Source organism: Flavobacterium sp. KH_001 (assembly GCF_057840745.1).
This window is the reverse complement of sequence record NZ_CM174520.1, coordinates 215,367-234,965: the sequence shown is the minus strand read 5'-3', so window position 1 is coordinate 234,965 and position 19,599 is coordinate 215,367. Positions and strand designations below refer to the sequence as shown.

23 protein-coding genes are annotated in these 19,599 nt (G+C 28.7%); 6 read left to right on the top strand and 17 right to left on the bottom strand.

What is annotated here, in order from left to right:
* Nucleotides 1-10 precede the first annotated feature (10 nt).
* Nucleotides 11-514, top strand: coding sequence for a hypothetical protein (locus AC3ITQ_RS01070; protein WP_489236461.1), 504 nt, complete (start codon nt 11-13; stop codon nt 512-514).
* Between the two features lie 20 nt (nt 515-534).
* Here the strand turns inward: AC3ITQ_RS01070 and AC3ITQ_RS01065 are convergent, their stop codons facing one another.
* Nucleotides 535-1,461 (bottom strand): helix-turn-helix transcriptional regulator, encoded by a 927-nt coding sequence (locus AC3ITQ_RS01065; protein ID WP_489236460.1) that lies wholly within the window; start codon nt 1,459-1,461, stop codon nt 535-537.
* A 139-nt stretch (nt 1,462-1,600) separates the two neighbouring features.
* On the opposite strand from AC3ITQ_RS01065, the gene AC3ITQ_RS01060 reads away from it, so the two are divergent.
* Nucleotides 1,601-1,816 (top strand): hypothetical protein, encoded by a 216-nt coding sequence (locus AC3ITQ_RS01060; RefSeq protein WP_489236459.1) that lies wholly within the window; start codon nt 1,601-1,603, stop codon nt 1,814-1,816.
* 60 nt (nt 1,817-1,876) lie between these two features.
* Nucleotides 1,877-2,128, top strand: a complete 252-nt coding sequence (locus tag AC3ITQ_RS01055; protein ID WP_489236458.1) for a hypothetical protein — start codon at nt 1,877-1,879, stop codon at nt 2,126-2,128.
* A 51-nt stretch (nt 2,129-2,179) separates the two neighbouring features.
* Here AC3ITQ_RS01055 and AC3ITQ_RS01050 read toward each other — a convergent pair whose 3' ends face one another.
* The 5 genes from AC3ITQ_RS01050 to AC3ITQ_RS01030 all read right to left on the bottom strand — a co-directional run bounded on the left by AC3ITQ_RS01050 (nt 2,180) and on the right by AC3ITQ_RS01030 (nt 8,293).
* The gene (locus tag AC3ITQ_RS01050; RefSeq protein WP_489236457.1) at nt 2,180-3,265 is read right to left on the bottom strand and encodes a hypothetical protein; all 1,086 of its coding nucleotides are present in this window, start codon (nt 3,263-3,265) and stop codon (nt 2,180-2,182) included.
* A gap of 72 nt (nt 3,266-3,337) precedes the next feature.
* A complete protein-coding gene (locus AC3ITQ_RS01045) occupies nt 3,338-4,087 on the bottom strand; it encodes a hypothetical protein (protein ID WP_489236456.1) in 750 nt (249 codons plus the stop codon).
* A gap of 505 nt (nt 4,088-4,592) precedes the next feature.
* Nucleotides 4,593-5,897, bottom strand: a complete 1,305-nt coding sequence (locus tag AC3ITQ_RS01040) for a PDDEXK-like family protein (protein ID WP_489236455.1) — start codon at nt 5,895-5,897, stop codon at nt 4,593-4,595.
* 126 nt (nt 5,898-6,023) lie between these two features.
* A complete protein-coding gene (locus AC3ITQ_RS01035; protein ID WP_489236454.1) occupies nt 6,024-7,340 on the bottom strand; it encodes a PDDEXK-like family protein in 1,317 nt (438 codons plus the stop codon).
* 53 nt (nt 7,341-7,393) lie between these two features.
* A complete protein-coding gene (locus AC3ITQ_RS01030; RefSeq protein WP_489236453.1) occupies nt 7,394-8,293 on the bottom strand; it encodes a helix-turn-helix transcriptional regulator in 900 nt (299 codons plus the stop codon).
* Nucleotides 8,294-8,669: 376 nt separating this feature from the next.
* On the opposite strand from AC3ITQ_RS01030, the gene AC3ITQ_RS01025 reads away from it, so the two are divergent.
* Nucleotides 8,670-9,092, top strand: coding sequence for a hypothetical protein (locus AC3ITQ_RS01025; protein ID WP_489236452.1), 423 nt, complete (start codon nt 8,670-8,672; stop codon nt 9,090-9,092).
* Nucleotides 9,093-9,318: 226 nt separating this feature from the next.
* On the opposite strand, the gene AC3ITQ_RS01020 is transcribed toward AC3ITQ_RS01025, so the two are convergent.
* From AC3ITQ_RS01020 to AC3ITQ_RS00970, 11 genes are all read right to left on the bottom strand, one after another.
* Nucleotides 9,319-10,170: a hypothetical protein gene (locus AC3ITQ_RS01020; RefSeq protein ID WP_489236451.1), complete on the bottom strand. Its 852-nt coding sequence runs from the start codon at nt 10,168-10,170 to the stop codon at nt 9,319-9,321.
* Nucleotides 10,171-10,338: 168 nt separating this feature from the next.
* A complete protein-coding gene (locus AC3ITQ_RS01015; RefSeq protein WP_489236450.1) occupies nt 10,339-10,599 on the bottom strand; it encodes a hypothetical protein in 261 nt (86 codons plus the stop codon).
* Nucleotides 10,600-11,432: 833 nt separating this feature from the next.
* Nucleotides 11,433-12,155, bottom strand: coding sequence for a hypothetical protein (locus AC3ITQ_RS01010; RefSeq protein ID WP_489236449.1), 723 nt, complete (start codon nt 12,153-12,155; stop codon nt 11,433-11,435).
* 145 nt (nt 12,156-12,300) lie between these two features.
* Complete coding sequence (locus tag AC3ITQ_RS01005; RefSeq protein ID WP_489236448.1) at nt 12,301-12,798, bottom strand: tyrosine-type recombinase/integrase; 498 nt, start codon at nt 12,796-12,798, stop codon at nt 12,301-12,303.
* A 378-nt stretch (nt 12,799-13,176) separates the two neighbouring features.
* Nucleotides 13,177-13,632 (bottom strand): hypothetical protein, encoded by a 456-nt coding sequence (locus AC3ITQ_RS01000; RefSeq protein WP_489236447.1) that lies wholly within the window; start codon nt 13,630-13,632, stop codon nt 13,177-13,179.
* Between the two features lie 180 nt (nt 13,633-13,812).
* A complete protein-coding gene (locus AC3ITQ_RS00995; protein ID WP_489236446.1) occupies nt 13,813-15,549 on the bottom strand; it encodes a DUF5131 family protein in 1,737 nt (578 codons plus the stop codon).
* A 115-nt stretch (nt 15,550-15,664) separates the two neighbouring features.
* Nucleotides 15,665-16,063, bottom strand: a complete 399-nt coding sequence (locus AC3ITQ_RS00990; protein ID WP_489236445.1) for a hypothetical protein — start codon at nt 16,061-16,063, stop codon at nt 15,665-15,667.
* A 612-nt stretch (nt 16,064-16,675) separates the two neighbouring features.
* Nucleotides 16,676-17,119, bottom strand: a complete 444-nt coding sequence (locus AC3ITQ_RS00985) for a hypothetical protein (protein WP_489236444.1) — start codon at nt 17,117-17,119, stop codon at nt 16,676-16,678.
* 1 nt (nt 17,120) lies between these two features.
* Nucleotides 17,121-17,798, bottom strand: coding sequence for a hypothetical protein (locus tag AC3ITQ_RS00980; RefSeq protein WP_489236443.1), 678 nt, complete (start codon nt 17,796-17,798; stop codon nt 17,121-17,123).
* Nucleotides 17,785-18,084 carry a hypothetical protein gene (locus AC3ITQ_RS00975; RefSeq protein WP_489236442.1) on the bottom strand — a complete coding sequence of 100 codons (300 nt, stop codon included), beginning with the start codon at nt 18,082-18,084 and terminating at the stop codon, nt 17,785-17,787. The genes AC3ITQ_RS00980 and AC3ITQ_RS00975 overlap by 14 nt, the downstream gene beginning before the upstream one ends.
* Before the next feature lie 29 nt (nt 18,085-18,113).
* Entirely contained in the window at nt 18,114-18,359 is a 246-nt protein-coding gene (locus tag AC3ITQ_RS00970; RefSeq protein WP_489236441.1) for a helix-turn-helix domain-containing protein, read from the bottom strand.
* A 207-nt stretch (nt 18,360-18,566) separates the two neighbouring features.
* Here AC3ITQ_RS00970 and AC3ITQ_RS00965 point away from each other — a divergent pair, with 207 nt between their 5' ends.
* Nucleotides 18,567-18,851 (top strand): hypothetical protein, encoded by a 285-nt coding sequence (locus AC3ITQ_RS00965; RefSeq protein WP_489236440.1) that lies wholly within the window; start codon nt 18,567-18,569, stop codon nt 18,849-18,851.
* 24 nt (nt 18,852-18,875) lie between these two features.
* A complete protein-coding gene (locus tag AC3ITQ_RS00960) occupies nt 18,876-19,547 on the top strand; it encodes a hypothetical protein (protein WP_489236439.1) in 672 nt (223 codons plus the stop codon).
* Nucleotides 19,548-19,599: the final 52 nt, after the last annotated feature.

Here is a 19,599-nt window from a genome sequence, read left to right as displayed (position 1 = left end):
GAGAAACATTGTGATAATTATTGTATTTGTTGCTTTTGGTTTATTTGTTTTTAGAATATTTTCAAGAGAAAAATCAAAAAGAATTAAAGTTTTTTTGGTTAAAGACGAGCAATCTAAACTTAAATTTAAGCAAAAGGAGAAGGAACAAATCTATTCAAAATTAAATGAGATTAGAAATAGACATCTAGAAAATTTGGTTAATTACGAAATGACTTTGCTATACCGAACAGATTTGGACAATCAAAACATTAGAGAAAAATTATCTGAAAAATATCCTAAAACATTTAGTCGAATGACTTTTAATTTTACTTTGTTGTATAATGAACACGAAGTAGCATTAGTGGACGATTGTATCATTGAAATATTAAATTCACTAGGAGGGAAGGATTTTAAGTCAGAATTAAATCAGCCTTTTTTGACATTTGAATTTTTCATCAAAAATGAGGCAAAAGAAAAAGCACGGAAGCTTTTTGACGATTTTTTAGATGAAAATAAAAATTTAATCATTAACTAAAAAGGTTCAACAGAGCAAACTCATGATTTGTTTTGATAATTCTCAAACCCCTTCTTCAACTCCTCCTTAATCTCCTCCGCCAACCATTTAGGTTCTACGATCTTAACCAAACTTCCATATTTCAAAACCTGTTGTCGGAACTCAAAATTGGGATGAATACTTAGCTCAATATCAAAATTGTTTTCGTTATCGGTGTTGATTTCCTTTTGAGAATGATGTAAAGGTAGCGAGACAATATATGGTTTTTGTGAAATGTGGAAAGACAGTTGTATCTTTTCCATTTTATGATCAACATAATTTAGACCGATTACATTTCTAAATTTATCTATGGCTTCTTCAGTTTTTTGCTTAAATTTTTTAGTGCCTACTGTAATGTCTTTTAATCGATCAATTCCAAAAGTGCGATACCCTTTCTCAGTTTCACCAATAACGTACCAGCGATTTTGATATTGCTTTAAAAAATATGGTTTCAATGTATAATTTTCCTCTTTCAAGTGGTAAAAACTATAGTGCCCAAAACTAATAGGTAAGGCTTGATGAATAGCTTCCAAAATAACTTTGAAATTTGGAATTGAGGAAATGGTAGCTTTGTTTTCAAATTCAACGAAAGCTAATGCATTATTTGTTTCGTTAAAGCTGGACTTAATTAGTTCAGCTGTTGATAGAATTTCAATGTGGCTTAAAAAAGATTCGACGTTAGCAGATTTCTCTTCGTCTAAATAATAGTGCGTATTCCCTTTATTAAGTGTAATAACAATACCATAATCTTCATTTAATGTTTTTACATATCGTTGTATTGTACGTACTGATAGATTCTTTTTTTCCTTAACAGATATTTCTTTTATAAGAAGGTCACGATGCATTGATTGGTGTTTTCTTAATAATTCAACTAGTATTTTAGTGCGATATACTTGTGGTGAATTCAGGTGCGTTTGATTTTCTTCCATTTTCTTTTTTTGATATTTCAAAGTTAAAAAACAAAAACGACATAAGGTGTCGCTTGTTGCTTTTTTCAAATAAATAATAAGCGACACTAATTGTCGCGTTTGAGCAATAATTTAGCTCCGAAATTTTAAAACAAGTATTATGAAAAATTTATTTAAAAAGAAAGACAGTGAATTAGACTTTAGTAGTCTAAGTACCATTTTGAGTACAAGTGTGGCAGCCGGAGTTGCGATTGCTAATTATTCAGGGAAAAATCCTAAAACAGCAGGAATAATAAGTGCTGGTATATCTCTATTGGTTACTGGTTTAATAACAGCTTTAGATGATGATACTTCTTCCTCGAATTATAAAAGCTAAGATACATGTTTTTTAAATTAATTAATTTTTAATCAGACGCAAGTCACAAAATAAAAGTTTATGTTATTTCAAGTATTATTAAATATTGTAGCATTTTTTATAAAATGCATTGCATGGATAATTGTTGCATTTGTTGCAATTCCATTCGGGGTTTATTATTTTCTTTTGAGCTACTTCCGGGATTTTACGTTAGCCTATGGCTTTTCTTTTTGGGCCGTATTTTCAATATTATCCATCATCGGTTTTGTAATATTATGGAAGCCAATAATTTGGACAGTTGGAGTTATTCAAACGTTGGGAGCGGGCGCATAGTTTTTATAAAGGTTTCGGCTCAAGTCGAAACCTTTATTGTTGCTTTTTAAGTTATTCAGGATCTAGTTTTTCGTCTCTTTTATTAATAAGAGGATCCAACCAATCTGCTTTATCTGTGGCCCATTTGATCCACTCTAATTTCTCATCTGTTAAATTGTTTTTTGAAATGGCATGTTGATGTTCCGCTTTGATATATTCTCTAATTAATAATGACTGATTGTATTGTTTGGAAAGTTCGACAAGTTTATTAAATTTTTGAATTTCCTCATCTTTTTGTTTTTTTATTTGATTTTTTCGCTCTTTTTCTTCTTCATATTTCAGCCAATATATTCGAGATTCTTCCTTTCGAATAATTTCTTTGTCGGCGTCGATTTCGAGTTTTGCTACTATTTTTGCTAGCTGATTCTCTAGCTTGACTGTTCCATCTCTCCATTCTTGGGCTCTGAAACTTTCTCCAATTTTTAAAACTAGTATTCCACTAGGAAGATAAGTTGAACCATATGATCCCTTTTCAGGAGGAATCCTTTTCTGTGCTTCCCTCATACTAAAAGGAAATGAAATTTCTTTGATTATAATATGAGGGCCATCACCGTTAATGTCTCTTTTAAATGAATGCCCTCGATGTTTGAGTAGCTTTACGAACATGTCCATAATTATCAACGCGCGGTTGAAATTTTCTTTTTCAACTCCGTATATTGATAATAAATCTATTTTACTTGTACGGTAGTTATCATGATTATAATGCCCTTTTGTTTTATATTCTCTAGTTTGAGATATTAAGTTGTCTGGTTTAGTAAGTTTTTCGGATGTTTTTAGAGGTGCATTCTTGTCACTCAAAATTTGTTTGGTTAAAATCGTAAGTGGAGTTTGATCAATATTTACAATGCTGCCTTCTTTACGAATTGTAAGTTTAATTTCATTCTCTCCATTATACTCTAAATTTAGGTATTCTTTTTTGAAAGGCTTATTATGTTTTAATTTTGACCAATATCCATTTGGTGGTAGCGGAACCTCATGGGCTTTACAAATTTTTTTAAATCCATCATTTGATAATGCATATTGGTCTAATATTTTTGAAATAGGTGTTGACCAAACTAAGTCATATAATTCTTTTCTATTCAGTTTAGTAGTTTCCATTTGTCAACATTTTATAAATAAAAGTAATTATAAATTTTATAATTGAATGCAGGATAACTATTTTATTATGAACTAGTTAAAGATTGTGTTGTAAAGAGTTTCACTTAGCTTTTCATAACGTTCTTTTGTAGCTATTAGTGATCTGAGTTGCGTTGTAGTTTCTTCTGTTTCTTTTTTATTTTCTAATTCGAATTTAGTCATTTTTAATGTAACTGGATTTACAAGTTTTTTAATTGATTGAATGAATTTTGATGCTGATTTTCCAGATCTTAATTTTTCTTGTAATTCTTCTATTTGTGATGTATAATAGTCATTAAAAAAAATTATTATCAAATTATAATTTATTTTTTGTTTCTCATAAATTTTTGCATTTGAAAGTAGTATTACATTAGCTAATTCAAAATAAATTCCCTCAATGGTAAATATTGTTTTATTGATCTTTCCTTTTATTGCTAAAGCATGATTTAAATTCAATGCTGAAAAAATCCATAAATCATTTTTTAGTTCATCATAATTTATTATAAGTTGCTTTAAACAATGGATCAAATCACCTGCAATCGTTTTAGTTTGATATGATTTTTTTAAAGAACACAATTCCATGCTATATAATTTTTTTTCCAAATGCTTGTTTCTTATGTTTTCTTCATAGAATCCTATATAATTTAAAACTTGCAGTTCTAAAAGTTGTTGCTGAGCTAAGATTTCTTTTGCTTTTCCGAAGTTTAGATTATAAATATGATTATATTTTTCTGTCTTTAATAACAGGATTCTCTTATCGATTTTTTTGATGCAAATAAGTAACTGATCATAATTTTGAATCATCGTAAAAATGTTTTAATGGTGATTGAGTAAAAATAAAGCGACACACTGTCAAAGTGTGTCGCGATTGATGATTGTAAAATTATTTAGCTTCTCTTGTGCCAACTTCTTCCGTTTGTAGTTGAATAGTAAAGACCTTTTGAAGTACTTGCTAGTATTTCTTTACCATTATCTGTTAAATCTTGAAAATTGCCATATGAAGACCCAGAATATCTTACATGCCATGACCTGCCGGAGGTTGTTGAGTATTCAATCTTATTGCTGTTAGTAGGGTTGATCCTAATTAATTCATCGCCCTTGTTAATCATTTGTGACATAATAGTTGCTTTAAATTTTGCCTACTCTAATTTGGTTTTCGGCTTTTCCATGTAGCAAAGAAATATATAGCATATGTCAAAATGTGACAGAGTGAAATTATGTTGTATGAAAAATGACACTTAGTAAGAGTGTCATTTTGTAAGTGTAGAAAATCATTTGTAAAAAACTTCTTTGCCCTGTTTTGGGCGTTCTAAGATTTTTCGATATCAATAATTTCTTCAATGTTAGCTATTATTTCTTTATAAATATTACCATTTTCTCCTTTAGCAATGTCTTCCCAAATTTCGGGATTATTACCCCAATCTCTACTTGATGCATCTCTCCATATATTTGATTGGTTGATCTCGAACTTTGGGATGATTTTGTCAAATTTTTCTTGAATTATTTTTTTTTCAATATCAGAAATATTTTCGTTAAAATTTATGGCCACATACAGACCCGAATAATTAACTCCATGATCAGTATCAAACTTTATGGCAATTTTATATGGTTTTGAATTCCACTCTTTTGGAATTAGATATAATCCAAAATATGTTGTACTTTTTAGATCGCTTGAATCTACAGAAATTCCTTTTTTATTTGCGAATTGAGTTATGTCTTCGAAAAAGTCATAATATAATTTAGACTTTAAAGGTTCGATACTTCGTGATATTTCAAAACTTTGCAAAACGTTATTTTTTAAAATTTCCAGAATTTCCATTGTCTTAATGTTATTGGTTGTTTGGTTGGTTAATTTTTTGATTAGATTTAAATACTGGACTAATGTTTCTCTTATTATTGGCAGAGAATGTGTCTTTTCAAGACATTTTTCAATCCAATTCTTAATGTCTTTTTTAAACGAAATTGGATAATATAAACAGTGATGAATATTGCTTACTCCATTACTTTCTATTTTGTAATTTTCATATTCACTCTTTTTGTCAAATTTGAAATTTGCCCCAATTATTTTAATATTATCTTGAATGTAATATGGCTCTTCATGTTCATTTAGATCTTTACCATCTAATGTTAGGTAAAATAAAAATGAATTTTTAGATTTTTTTGTATCAGCATAGTTTTTATATCTTATTAACTGATATGGCTGGTCAACAGCATATATTTTATTTTCAATGATTAGTATTTGTTTACTGTCTTCAACAATAAGATCAATTCTTCCTCCAGTAACTGTGTCCCAATTGTTTCCTATACTTATAGTTCTTTCACAAATTTTGTCATTTATGAGTTTACCAAAATAATCTAATTCTATTTTATGTTCCTCATTATTAAAACTTTCTCTAAGATGGCTCACAAATAAATCCAGAAAAAGAGCTCCTTGTCCGTGAGAACCGTTAGGATTAAGTAATTCACCTATAATTGCAGAATGCGTATACACCTCGTCATGTTCCATATTCATCACTGAAAAGATGTTAAAATTTTCTCCAGTAATTTTTGCTATTTCATCATATTTTCTTGAAATAATTGAAACCTGCTGCAGTAGGTTATTGATGTTATTCATAAATTTTATTGTGATTTTTTATCTTCATATTCTACAAACTTTATTAGTGCTTAAAATAGCAAGATTATTAATTGGAATTTTTAAATATTAAAATTTCATAAAATGTTTGAGAAATCGAAAGCGAACTTAGTTATTGTTTTTCGAGATTATTTCATTACATACATTTATTAGAGAACTCTCTTTAGAATTTACAAATTCTATCATTCGTTTAGCTATTTTTTCTATTAGTTCATGCTGATTTGAAGGGCTTTTGCCTAAAAAGTTTATAAATTCTGAATCACTAAAATTAATTCGGTTATTTTTAAAATCTTCAAGGTTGTCAAAAAAGTCGACATCTCTCCACCATCTGAAACACTTAAAATTGTGATTTTCAAAAATGCTTTTGTGTCTGTCATTTAAGTTTAAAATTCCAAAAAATAATTCGTTGCGTACATTTCCTTTACCGCTGAATGGTTCTATTCCAAAATAGATTCCTAAATTTTGATAATCTTTTAATTCTAGCCATATTCCAGAATTTGTGTCTCCAATCTTATTACGTGTAGTTACGTTATATTTTGAACCCAGCTCTAAAATTAAAATCTCTGTTATTCGGGCTCTAATGCTTCCTGTAATTTTATATTTTATTTTTTCAAACTCTTTGACGATTTGTTCAGCAGATAAATAATTTTTTAAAATTAAATTTTGTATTTCTTCACCCATTTTTTTATTTAGTGTTTGTCCGGTTAATTTTTTAATTAAATAAATGTATTGTTTTATTACTTCTCGAAGCATTGGTTTGTCAGATGCTTCTTTTATACAAAGTTCTAACCAGTTTATAATATCTTCTTTATAAGAAATATTAAAATAATGCTGTCTTTCAATAAGGCCTATTCCAGAAGTCGGCGAGCTTCCATTCAATGTCAAGTATAAAATAGGCGCTTCCTTTAGAAAATATTCCTTACAATAATTATAATATCTTATCAATTGATTTTCTTGTTCTCTTGCATAAATTTTATTTTCAATAATAAGGGCATTTATTTTATTCTTGTCTTCAATAATAATATCAATACGTCCGCCCTCGGTCTTATCTTCATTTAATTTGTTAATGTTTTTTTCAACTATTGTGACTGCAGTTTCGGTATTAAATTTAAATCTATCTAGATCAAGTAAATTTTCAGACTCATCGACTTCAATTGGAATAAATTTTTCTTCTAGCATTTTTATGAAAAGCTTCAAAGGAATATCTTTTAATCCATGTGAACCTCTTGTGTTTAATAACTCTCCGATAAATGCAGAATGGGTTCGTACCTCATTGCTTGTTAAGTTCAATACTGAAAAAACATTAAATTTTTCTCCTGTAATTTCGGCTATATCATCATACTTGTTTTGAATAACAGAAACATTTTCGAGCAGATTTTTTATTGTTGATATATTTATTTTTTCTTCGGCTGTATTTTCGATCATATTGTTTAATGTAATAATGTTTTTAAAGCACAAGTTAGCTAAGTTGATTTAAATTATATGTACAGATTTGTCATTTTGAAAATTCTATTTTTTATCTCATTTTGAAGTCTAACTGGTGAGACAACTTTTACATCTGCTCCGTATTTTAATATTTCCATTATTATATCATTTGTAGGATGCATAAAAATTTCAAATATTATAGTACTATCCGTTTCTGCTACAATTTGTTGAGATGTGTGTAGCGGAAAAGTTTTTATGTAATTTCCTTGTTGAATAGTAAATTCTAAAACAATTTTTTCAGCAGAAGAATAGGTTTCAACTCCGAACGCATGTTCGAATTCCTTTTCCATATTATATTTGATTGGTTTGAATCTGCTGTCTAAAATATTTAAATTTGAGATCCGATCTAGCCCAAAAGTTTTTATTTTTTCGTCTTTTTTGTCAAAAGCAATCAAATACCATCGTTGGTGAGATTCTTTAATAGCAATTGGATAAACCTCACGTTGTGTAGTAAAATCGTCCCAATGTTTTTGATGAGTAAATCGCAAAACATATAGATTTTGTATAGCGTGAATTAAACCGTGAATATTTTCGGTTCCTGATGATTTTCTCTTTTCTAGAAAAACACTTGGCGATAACTTATCTCCTTCTTGCAAAGCATGATATATTGAAAAGGCATCTATTATTCTCGTTACTGACTGATCTTGTATTTCTTCTTCATCAATAAAATAGCTTTTGCATTTCCGGTTGTAATTAATTACAATTCCAAAGAGTTCTATAATATCTTTTTTGTCGCGTTCAAATGTCCTTATGGAATATTCAAAACTAGTATCAATGTCCTCATTTTCTAGTTTTCGTATGACATGATTTTTTAAATCTTTAAAGCTGCAAGGGTGGCTCCTTAAGCGATCAATGATATAAAGATACCTTTTGAAATATATTAATTTGGACATACTGCGTTGGTTTTTATTTTCAAAGATAATTTATTTGTCTGCCAATTAATGACAGAGTAAATATGCAACTAATAAACCTAGATCAAATTAAATAATGTTTTATTTTTAGACTGTAATACTTTTTTCTTTGTAAAGAGTGCCAATGTAATTTACAATTGTGGTATTTACTTAGAATTTAAATACCACGCAGATTATTAAAATGTAACATGTAATTGATAAATCTACTTATGTGTTATAATACGAATTGATATTAAAAACTATTAGGTGAACAATGTCGTTTTGATATGTTCAAATATTTTGTACCGACGTGCTATGGCAGTAAGTATTGCTTTATTTGCATTATTAGTTTTTATAAAGATCATTAAAGTTATGAGTTATGGCTGATTTAGTTTATGAGATAAAAGAGCATCAGATATTGCATTGGTTACTTAAAAGTGATGAATTTGCTTCTTCCCTGGTTTATTTAGTTTGTGGTAGGGAACATGAAAACTTGAATGTAATAAGCGGCCACAATTCAATAGAAATTTTCAATGACGAGTTAAAGGTTGTTATTCTTTTATCTGTTGGTTATGCAAATAAAAATTACCTTAATATTAAGGATGTACGAAATGTGTATTACATAGTCTTTTCTCGTCTCTTCAATGATCAATCTGTACTCAATGATTTAAATATTATTATGATAAGTATGAAGGACTGGTTTGATTTAATTAGTAGTAGTTCTAAAAACGAAGAAATTGATAGATTACGCCAACTCAGTAATTTAAAAATTAAAGTGATAGGTGAGAACTGGCCTAGCTGAGACCACAAATGTGTAATAAATGTTTGGGTTGAATCTCTGTATCCAAAAACACCAATTGTTTTTTGGCAAAATAATGATGTTGTGGATGATTAATATTGACGTACAAATTTCGTTTTGTAAAATTGCTGGACAGCGTCAAAGTAGACGGACTTCTTTTTTGGAAGATTATGCTTTTTGTTTAAAAAAATACCAATTGTCGAAAACTGGTAATCATATAAACGTGTTCTTAGGGGATGAATTTTTCGTTAATTAATTCTCCATTTACAATCCTTAAATTTGTAATATGTTCATTTCTGCTTTCATCAAAATATTTTATTCTCAATACAAGATTATTAAATTTTTCAGGAATTCTATGCTTCATTATTTCATCTGCTTCAGTACTTATTCCTTCGTAAAATAAAGAATATTTTGCGGTTAAATCAATATTTTGAAAAGGTGGAATGTTATTTACTTTACTTAATTTATCTATATCGGTAAAGTGTTCTTTTCCAACACTTTCGACACTTACATTAAAAGCAGGGAAACTTGAATTGTTGTAAATTGTAAAATTAAATCTCCATTCAATTTCCCAATAAATGATTGGGTGATTACTTACATTGTAAACTACTCTTCCATCTATTTCTTCTTTAGGATTTTTAGTACTATAACCTTGATTATAACGACCACCATTTTTCCAAATTAAATCAGCTTCAAGGAAAGGGGCTTCGACTTTTTTATTTTGAATTTCTCCATTCAGTTTTTTTACACTTTCTTCTTCTGCATTTTTTTTCCAATTTTCTAATATTTCAATTGTATATTTTTTTTCGTCTTTGTCAATTAGCGTTGCGCAATTACTACAAAGCCAAATAGCATTATCTATATGCGTTCTTTGTTCGGTTGATAAATTTTCATCATATCTTGGTCCTCCACTTGAAGCTGCAGTTATATGTGCAGCAATACCAATTGAAGTAGCTTTTTCTGAAACTTGATTTGCCCCAACTGTTAATTTTCTACAATTAGGATTGGAACATAAATATCCAACTCTTTTTGGTAGAACCTCAATAGTTACTTTTTTGAAATCATCTCTGTTATTTGCCATTTTTTCTATAATTTTTTTTGAAGCTTTTCATCAACGTCCCGAGGTTTGAAGAATTTCAGCAAGAATGGGACCGAGTTTTTCTGATAAAGATAAAATTTATTTTGAAAACTGAATTTTCTATTAGTCGGATTAGCTGCAATTTAGCCAAACTCCTTGTAGGCAAGATTTTTACTCCAGTATGTTATGAATTTCATTTATCTTCTTTTGAATATTGCATAAACCTGTAAAGTTAGGCTGGTCATTCCACAACCATGGATCTTCAATTTTTTCGATCTCAGTTTTGATTTTCCCCACCACACTTTTTCCATATTTTGTCAAAAGTTTACTTTTAATGATTTCATCACAAAGATTAAGCGCATTACTTTTTATGTAACGGTTTTGATAATAAGATATGGAGTCAATTTTGTTTTTAATTTCTTGCGAATTCATATAATTTTATTTTTAAATGTTAATTGCGCAAAGTTGAAAAATTGACTTTTCATAAAAAAGGACATGAAAATTTGAATAAAATTTTCTCTCTAAAGCTTTAAGAGGTTTTATATAATGTTTGGAGATCAATCGCACTATGTTGGGTTGTAAAGCTGATTATTCGCAACTACGGCTCAAATATAATTTGTTGCCAACTGCTTCAGTAGGTTGTACTGGATCAGCAACCCTCAAAAAAAGATTTAATTTAAAATGTTAGCATGCAGATTATACTATTCTGAAATTGCCACTCATAAAGGTGGTATTTTCAATCCAAAGCATTTGTGCAATTTTAGACTATAATTATACAGTGCTCAATTTGTGCATATTTTGTTTTAATGAAATGTAGAAAAAAATATGTGCAAAAGCCGCTATTCTATAATAGTAGTTTTCCGTAATTACTTTAGATTGGAAATCAGGTTGTCATTTTAATTGAAAAAAGTGGTCAAGTTTGATCCGAAGGCGATGGTCACTATATTCCGGAAAAGCAGGATCTATTAGACCATTTTTTTAACAGAATGTTTTATATAGTTTTATAATATAAGGTGTTAGAATTTGTAAACATATTAATGGTTTTTAAAAAAATAAAATGATAGAAAAAAATCAACCAGTCCCTGAGAACTGATTGATCCTGCTCAGAAAATTTCGGAGTACTTTTTGATAACACCTTTAAAAGGAGTTCCATCTTGCTTTTGGAAAGTATAAATCTATTACATTCTTAATAATCTAAAATAATTTTAGAGAGAAGTTATCTAAGAATAGTATAATTAGTGATTTAAATAATATTCTAGGTTAGTTTAATTAATGAGAAAGTTAATTCTTGCTATTCGAATTTGATCTTGGGTAAAGTTTAATGATCTATTCCAATCTACATTTTGATTGTATTCTAAGAAAGCAACATCGTTTACTGAAATATTATTGTTATCAAGAATAAAATCACCATTGACTGTGGTTGGTAAGTGTTGTAATGTAGCAATTTTATTACTGCTGCAATTAAAATCACCTCCAATATCAATTGGACAATGTTCTAAAGATGTTAGATTATTAGATGAGCAGTCGAAATCGTAATTAACTTTCTTCGGAGAAAATTCCAACGAGGTTAACATGTTGAAGGAACAGTCAAAATTAAGATAAAAAGTAGGACAAAATTCTAGAGATGTTAAGTTATTTGAAGAGCAATCAAAATTACCACCGATGTAGCAATATTCTAAAGATGTTAAATTATTATATGCACAAGCAAAATCATTATAAACTTCTACAGGACAATATTGTAAGGAAGTTAAGTTATTATGTGAGCAGCAGAAAGAGCCACCAACATCTTTAGGACATCCTTCTAAGCTCGTCAAGTTGTTGTCATTACAATAAAAATCACCTTGGACATTATTAAATTTCAATGGCAGCCTAGTTAATTTCTTATTTGACTTGTCCACATTGTCGTCTACATCAATTGATCCATCATCATTTATCACATAGTTGGTTATGTTTAATTTTTCACACTCTAATTTAATATTTGTTTTCATATATTATTTACGTTAAATTTTTTTATAGAATTTCTATATTAGTTATATTGTAAATAATACCAAAAGTTTGCTTTTTTTGAATATTTATTTTAAATATATAAATTGTAAACAATTGTTTAAAACTTCAGTGCTAAATAAATTTAGTTTATAAATTCATATAAATGTCATCCAACTCTTCTTGTCTAATTCCTAAGTATCTTTTTGTTATGGCAGGTGAGGAATGATTAAAAAGTTCGCTTAGATACAATAATGCTTTATCGCTTTCACCATTATTATTCCATACTTGACGGCCAAAAGTTTTTCTCAATGAGTGACTGCTAATTGCAATATTTTTGGTTTCAAACATTTCTTTTAGTTTTCGGTTCACGTATTGTACAGTTATCACTGTTGATTGATTTGATGTAAAAATATAACCACTTCTGATATCTGTCCTTTTTTTTAGAATTTCATAAGCATTCTTGATGTTGTCATTTAATCTAATGATGCGCTTTTTATTTGTTTTTAACTCTATTAATGAAATTGATTCATTTTCCAAATCTTCAAATTTCAATTTCAAAATATCAGAAATTCGTAATCCGGCATTTATTCCAAAAACTACTAAAAAACCTAATTTATAGTTTTTTTCTATTTTGATTATTTTCATTGCTTTGTTCAATGTTGAATCAAAATTTAGATAGTCGCTAGTCGTGATTGAATTTTTAAGGCTCATGGAGTGATAATTTATTCCAGTAAATATAGTAATAAAAGTTTCAAAAGCAACTATTTTGCATCAAAAGTGAAACTTTTTTAATTGTCAAAATCTACAAAACCATCTTAGCCCTTTATTAACAAGGGTTTAGCTAAAATAAAAAGTTTCACTATTATCAATAGTGAAACTTTTTATTTTTATTTTGGGACTTAAATGTTTCGATATGATCATTTGTCTTTAAAAGCTAAATGTATTTTAGCAAAGTAGGATACCGTCCCAAGTTTTTCCTGAGACGGTATGCCAAGTTTTTTTAAATAATTTTTTAAAGGTTATTTAAAAAATTTCAACTAGGAATATTGGTAAAGTTGTCATTATCAAGGTAGTAACTTGTGTGTAAGGGCAAGGACTAGTATTCCATATCTTGACATTATAGACAGTTTTTTTAAAGGTAATTTGCCAATTTACTGAGGAACCATAACTTTTGGGTAATTTGTTATGAAGTTCAATATGTGTAATCGCATTTTGAAAAATTATTGATAGTATGTTACTCGATAATTTTTTAAACGTAAAATAAAAATGATAATGATAATGAATTCCATTATACAATGGAATTGTTGTTAAAATTGCACCAAATTTAGATTTAAGTTTGTTCATTTCAATTTGGTCATTTGACGAAGCTGTAAATACAACATTTTGATTTAAATTCAAATGTTTTAAAAATTCAATTTTGTTATTTACGCTCGCATGTTCTTCTAATTGATAAAAGCCTTTGTTTGTTACTTTTTGCATAATCTTTTAAAATTTTTGTTAAATATTATTTATGATTCTTAATACTTTTTTGTTTGATTCAACTTTGTTTAGTTACAATAATTCATCATTATCATACATTGAATCATGTTTTATAATTGCTTCAATTTTATTTAACAACCTTTGCCAATTCTGGCAAAGGTTGTTTTCTAACTATTATGATCATAAAAAATAAACTCCAATTCTAATGTTTAGATTTTTCTGCAGAACATCTAATTTGTCAACTTTGTCAAATATCATAATGACATCAATTTCACCCTTCGAAATTTTTTGCTTTCCTTCTTCAATGTTTTCCAAAGAAATAATATTACTTGCTTTATAGGCTTTACCCTTTTGAGGAATTACTGACCTAGGAGTAACCAATTCTATTTTATTTAATGATGCATGAGCTGCACTAATTGAAATTTTCCCTTCATTTAGTTTTTCAATTGTTTGTTGAGATCCTTCATTTATTATTTTGTTATATTTAACAGCGAGAGATCTACCGACACCGGCAAGATTGGCAATTTCCTTATTCGTGTCAATTGCTTTTATTGTTGATGAATTTCGTTCTTTACCGGTTACTTGCTGAGTCATTTTTCCGGCTTTAGACAAATTTTCTTTCGCTAGTTTCTCAATTGTGGGTTTGGATAAAAAAGCAAGTCTCAACCTTTCCTCATTAGTCAGATTTCTCCTTTTCAGTTGGTGTTTTACAATCCAAAATTTGATTTCTTCAAGATTGTTAAAAGTTTCGGTTACTTCTAAGGTAGGTATGACTTTATGCTTAAGTTTAATTAAAGCTGCCAAACGTGTATGTCCATCTATGACAAGTTTTTTGCCATTTCGTAATTGCACATATATAATAGGACTCTGTATACCATTTTTCTCAATATCCTCTTTTAGGTCTTCAAATAAATCTTTTTTTGCTATCGGCAAGTGTGATTTTAGTTCCCATATAGTGACAAGATCTTCTATCTCGTCCATTATAAAATATTCACTATCAAATAGTTTGATGCGTGGGGTATCATCATTTGATACAGTAGGATTTGTCCAATAAATTTCACCATCTAATTCGCATCCTCCTTTTGAATAGTAACGATGCTCCTTATCTATAGTTGGGTCATTTGGGTTTGGGTTGTTCTCTTTTTTACCCCATTGTTTAAAAAAGAAAGGTACATTCTGACGAAGGCAATTAACCTTAATAATATCAACCCATTCTTTTTTCATGGGACGTATCTTTTTTTCAGGTATCTTTTTTCCATTGGCATCTAGCAAATGAGTAAAAACTATTTTGCCGTTTACGGTTTCGTATTTTTCTTCTCCCATCTCATCTTTTTCGATTTTATATGAATTATTTCCACTTTCGCCACCTACAATTACCCAATCAATTCCAGTTAGATTAATTTCTGAAATTTCTTGAATAAACGGCTCGATAGATAAAAATTTGTGTTTTGCTGGAGATTCAACAAGTGGAGGAATTCTCCTTGTTGCATATTGAGTGCCGCAGGATACTCCAAGCCAAATATTTTCTGACCATACAAGATCTTTTGGTAATTTTTCAATTCTATCATGTCTTTTAGTCAATATTTGAAAAGTATGATGTAAATTATCATTCATTACTTTAAAAACTTTTGTGATAAATTCATCAGAGATTTCTTTGTGAAAAAGGTCAGACATAGAATTAACAAATACTGTAGTTGGTTTTTTCCAAGTGTAGGGTTCATTCAGCACATCCTCATGTTCAACAACTACATCGAAACCTTTTTCGTAATTTTTATTGCCCATTAATTTTAATCTCTTTGTTTGGGTCTCAGCATAGCAGTTTAGGCATTCATTTCCACCATTTTTTTTACTACTATAGTGAGTGCAGCCTGTAGTTGGATTCCAGGTATTATTTGTCCATTCGATTTTTGATCCCATATTTTTTATATTAAATTTTATTTAATGATTATATACTTCAATCTTTTAATTTAAAATTAGCTAAGTGTAATGATAGGTTTTAAACAACCTAACTTGTAATTGTACTTTTGGATTTTCAATTATTAAACCAGAGATTAAATAATTGAAAATCCTCTTTTAAGACGGTTTGATAATTCCCTTCATGATCTGGCACTGTGATAAATTGAACTTTTTTGCGCTTTGATAGATGATTTGACTCAAATGTTAACATTTCAAATAATTCGTCAGGTTCAAAACCTTGAAGCTCAAAACAATTACCTTGATTATCATACATATATAAAGTTATGTTTATGATAGTTCCTTTAATATTTGGATTAGCCTGAAAAGCAGCAGGACTTATGAAATTGAAGGTCCCTGAAAGAATAAAGTAATCTACTCGATCTATGTAATGGCGAATTGCTTTTCTTCGGTTTTTAAGCATATCTTTTTTCTTAAAAACATCTTCCCAAGGTTCGTGTACAACCGATTCTTTCAAAGTTGCATTTTCAACGTCTATAAAATGAAATGATACTTTGTATTTAACCTTATAAGGTTTTTGCTTTTTAGTTTTTACTTTTTCATTCTTAAAATTGATTTACGTTTATATTATTTATGGTTTATTTGAAGTCAGTTCTATCTAATTCTTGTCGAATGGCATTTTGTGATAATTCGAGTTTCTTCCTTTAAGACATTTTTGTAAAGAGTTTAATTTTTCATTTTCTTATTGTTTTATAATTGAGGTTATAATTATTAATAGCTTCAAATTTGAAAAATCACCCATTGTTTAATTTTTTTAACACATCAGATCTTTTTGTATTAACTTATCTACTTACTAATAATCTCAATTTTGAAAAATCACCCATACTTTAATTTTTTTAACACATTAGGTTTTTTTGAATTAAAGTATATACTTACTAATAGTCTCAATTTTGAAAAATCACCCATGCTTTAATTTTTTTAACAGTAATAGCATTTTTTAATAGGTCTGGGTTACGAAGTATTTAATGGCGTATGGATTGGTAGGAACAAAAAAAGAGGGTACAGCTTTTTAAAGCTATACCCTCTTTATTAAATTAGGAGTAATTGTCTTAATTAAATTTGAAATAATTTAAATGTCATCGTTTAAATATTTTTTTTGAAGTTTTTCAAACATGCCTGGAAGTTCCGATTTTAAGCTGTTTCTCTCTACAACACTTATCGCTTTCGGCAGTGTTGAAAAAAAGGATACTTCCTCTTTAAATTTAGTGCCTTTTGAGTTTAATACTATGTTGATTGCTTCTGAAGTATTTCCTTTAACATACTCCTCAGCCAATTCTGAAATTAAAATTGAAAATGTTCTAGGCATTTTTGAAATAATTTTCTCTTTAACTGCTGAGCTTATATTTGAGTTAAGAACTAATTGATATAATTGTTTCGGATCAGTTTCAAAATAAAGAAGTGAATTCGTGAAATTTGCCCAAAAAGTTTCATCAAGAGCTTGAATGTCTAGATCGGTGGCTTTTTTTAATTTAGGAACCAAATGGAGCTGAACAATGTCGATTGCTATTTTCATTTTATGCTAATTGAAAATTATTATACATATTTTTTAAACGATCCATGCATTTACTCTTTTGATTTGTAGTGCTATGATTATTTTTGTAATTAAAAAGTTCTCTTAGATCACGTATTCGATAATTGTATTCTGAAGAGAATGATAATAAAATTAAAGAATAACATTTTCCTCCTTTATTCTTCATAATTTCTAAAACTTCATACTGCTTGAGGGTTTGGTTATAAAGCAAGTCTTGTTGTTTTATAAGGTCTTGTTCTTGGACATGGAATTCAATTTGGCCAGAATTAGTATCATAAGAATCGTCAGCATTTTGGTTTTCAACATCTGTTCTTATGAATCTGCTCGTATGTGTCACTTTTTCATTTTTCATTTTATTAATACAAATACCCATAAGATAACCGGCGATAGAGGAATCTTTCCTTTCCAATATTGAAAGTCCACTAGTCAAAATTTTATCATATAAATCACACACCGATTCAGTAAATATATCCTGAATTGTTGGGAAATCAGTTTTGGAGTAATTTTTTCTGATTTTTTTTGGAAAATCATCCTTATATTTTTCAAAAATAACACCTAGATAGAGTCTATCTTCAATGATTTTATTTATCAACTCTACGTCACTAAGAGCAAAAAGTAAATTTCGATTATCTAAGTATTCTCTTTGTTTATCTAAGTCCATTAACTATCTCATTAATTAATATGTAAAAATTCTCTTTAATAATTTCTCCGTCCAAATTATATACGTCATAATAACTTTCGTACCTAAGAAAAATAAGTAACCAGCTGCTTTCGATTTGGTTTAATTTCTCAATAAATACTTCATGGCCATTATCCTGTTTTAAACCTAGCATTTTTAAAATTTCCTTGTTAGGAATAATGGTTAAATCTTGATCTGGCGCAAATTTTATTTCAAATGCTATATGATGTTGCTTTAGGATTTTGATTATTCTTTTATGATTTTTCAAATTGTTACATATTGGAATTTAAACTGATTTTAGAAATCTTTCTTAATTTTTAAATCTTTCATTAAATCACTAACATTAGTGTCAAGTGCATCAGCTATTCTAAAAGCAAGATTTATCGTAATTCCCTGTTCCTTTCGTAAAATTCTTCGAATGGTTGTTTCAGAGCACTGGACTGATTGTGCAAAAGCAGATTTATTACCGGCATACTTTTTCTGAAAAAGCTGATAGACTCTTTCTATAAATTCAGATTCAATTTTATCTAATTCCTTTTGCATTTAACAAAGAAAATGAACAGGAATCATGATTTTTATAATTTAATTCGACTTATAAGTCGAATTTTATTATATTTGGCGGAGAGTGTTTTTCATATGGACATACGTATCAAATGAAGTCTCATGAAGAGTAGAGTCCAGAAACTACTATAAAAAACGGGGAGTATCCATATGATCCTTAACCATGTGGATAAAAAAAATATAAAATTTATGATCAAAAAAACAGCTACGGTTCTATGTACATGTGTATTTATTCTAACAAGCTGCAGTAGCTCGATTGAGAGTGATGCTGAAAAACTAGCTAAAATGCAATGCAAATCTTATGAGTTAATGGAAAAAGTAGGTAAGGGAGAATCAACCGTAGAAGAAAGCACTTCCTTATTGGCAGAAATGGAGCTTTTTAACAAAGAAATGAAAGGGAAATACGCGTCGAATCAAGACAATAAAAAATTTGAAGAAGCTTGTCTAAAAGCTATAGCCGCTGGCTGTAAATAATCACAACCAATTAAAATTTTAAATATGAAAAAAAATAAATTTAAACTTATTTTATCTACTGTCGTAATCATTTCACTTTTAAGCTGTGATAATAAAAAGTCAAAAGGTGATAAAAATGAGAGTGTTAAAGAAATTGATTCAGCAAGTGTTCAAAATATTAGCGGTCCAGAAAGTAAAAAACCTGAGACGAGTTTAAGTTTTGATTCTTATGATTTTGCTGAAAATTTGAAAAATGATAGTTTTTTTGAATCTGATAACTTCGATAAAACAATTGAACTTAAAAATGTTGCAATAACTTCATATATGATCTCCGGTAATGAAGTAAGTTTAAGTGGCGTTTTTTATAGTAAAAATAAAAATCTTGCGATCCCTAGGCCAAATAATAATCCTCCGGGCAGATCTTTTGTTATAGAATATTTTGGTAAAAAAGAAATAGATTACGACGAAAAGTATAAAACAACTTATTCCGCTACACTTTATATCTCATTAAAGAATCCAAAAGATGTGCAAAAGCTAAAAATGTATACTGCAAGCGAACCTACAAAAAACTATGAATATAAAGTTGATGGGACTCTGGATGAATTTAGATCTGGTTTTATTGATGTAGTTGATGTCAGTGGAACTTTTAAAGGCCTAAGTCCGAATGGAATTTACCCAAATAAGATGTACGAAGTTTCCAATGCAGAATTCAATTAAGAAAGTAAATCCCGAACACTTCGGGATTTTTTATGTATTATACTTAACAGAC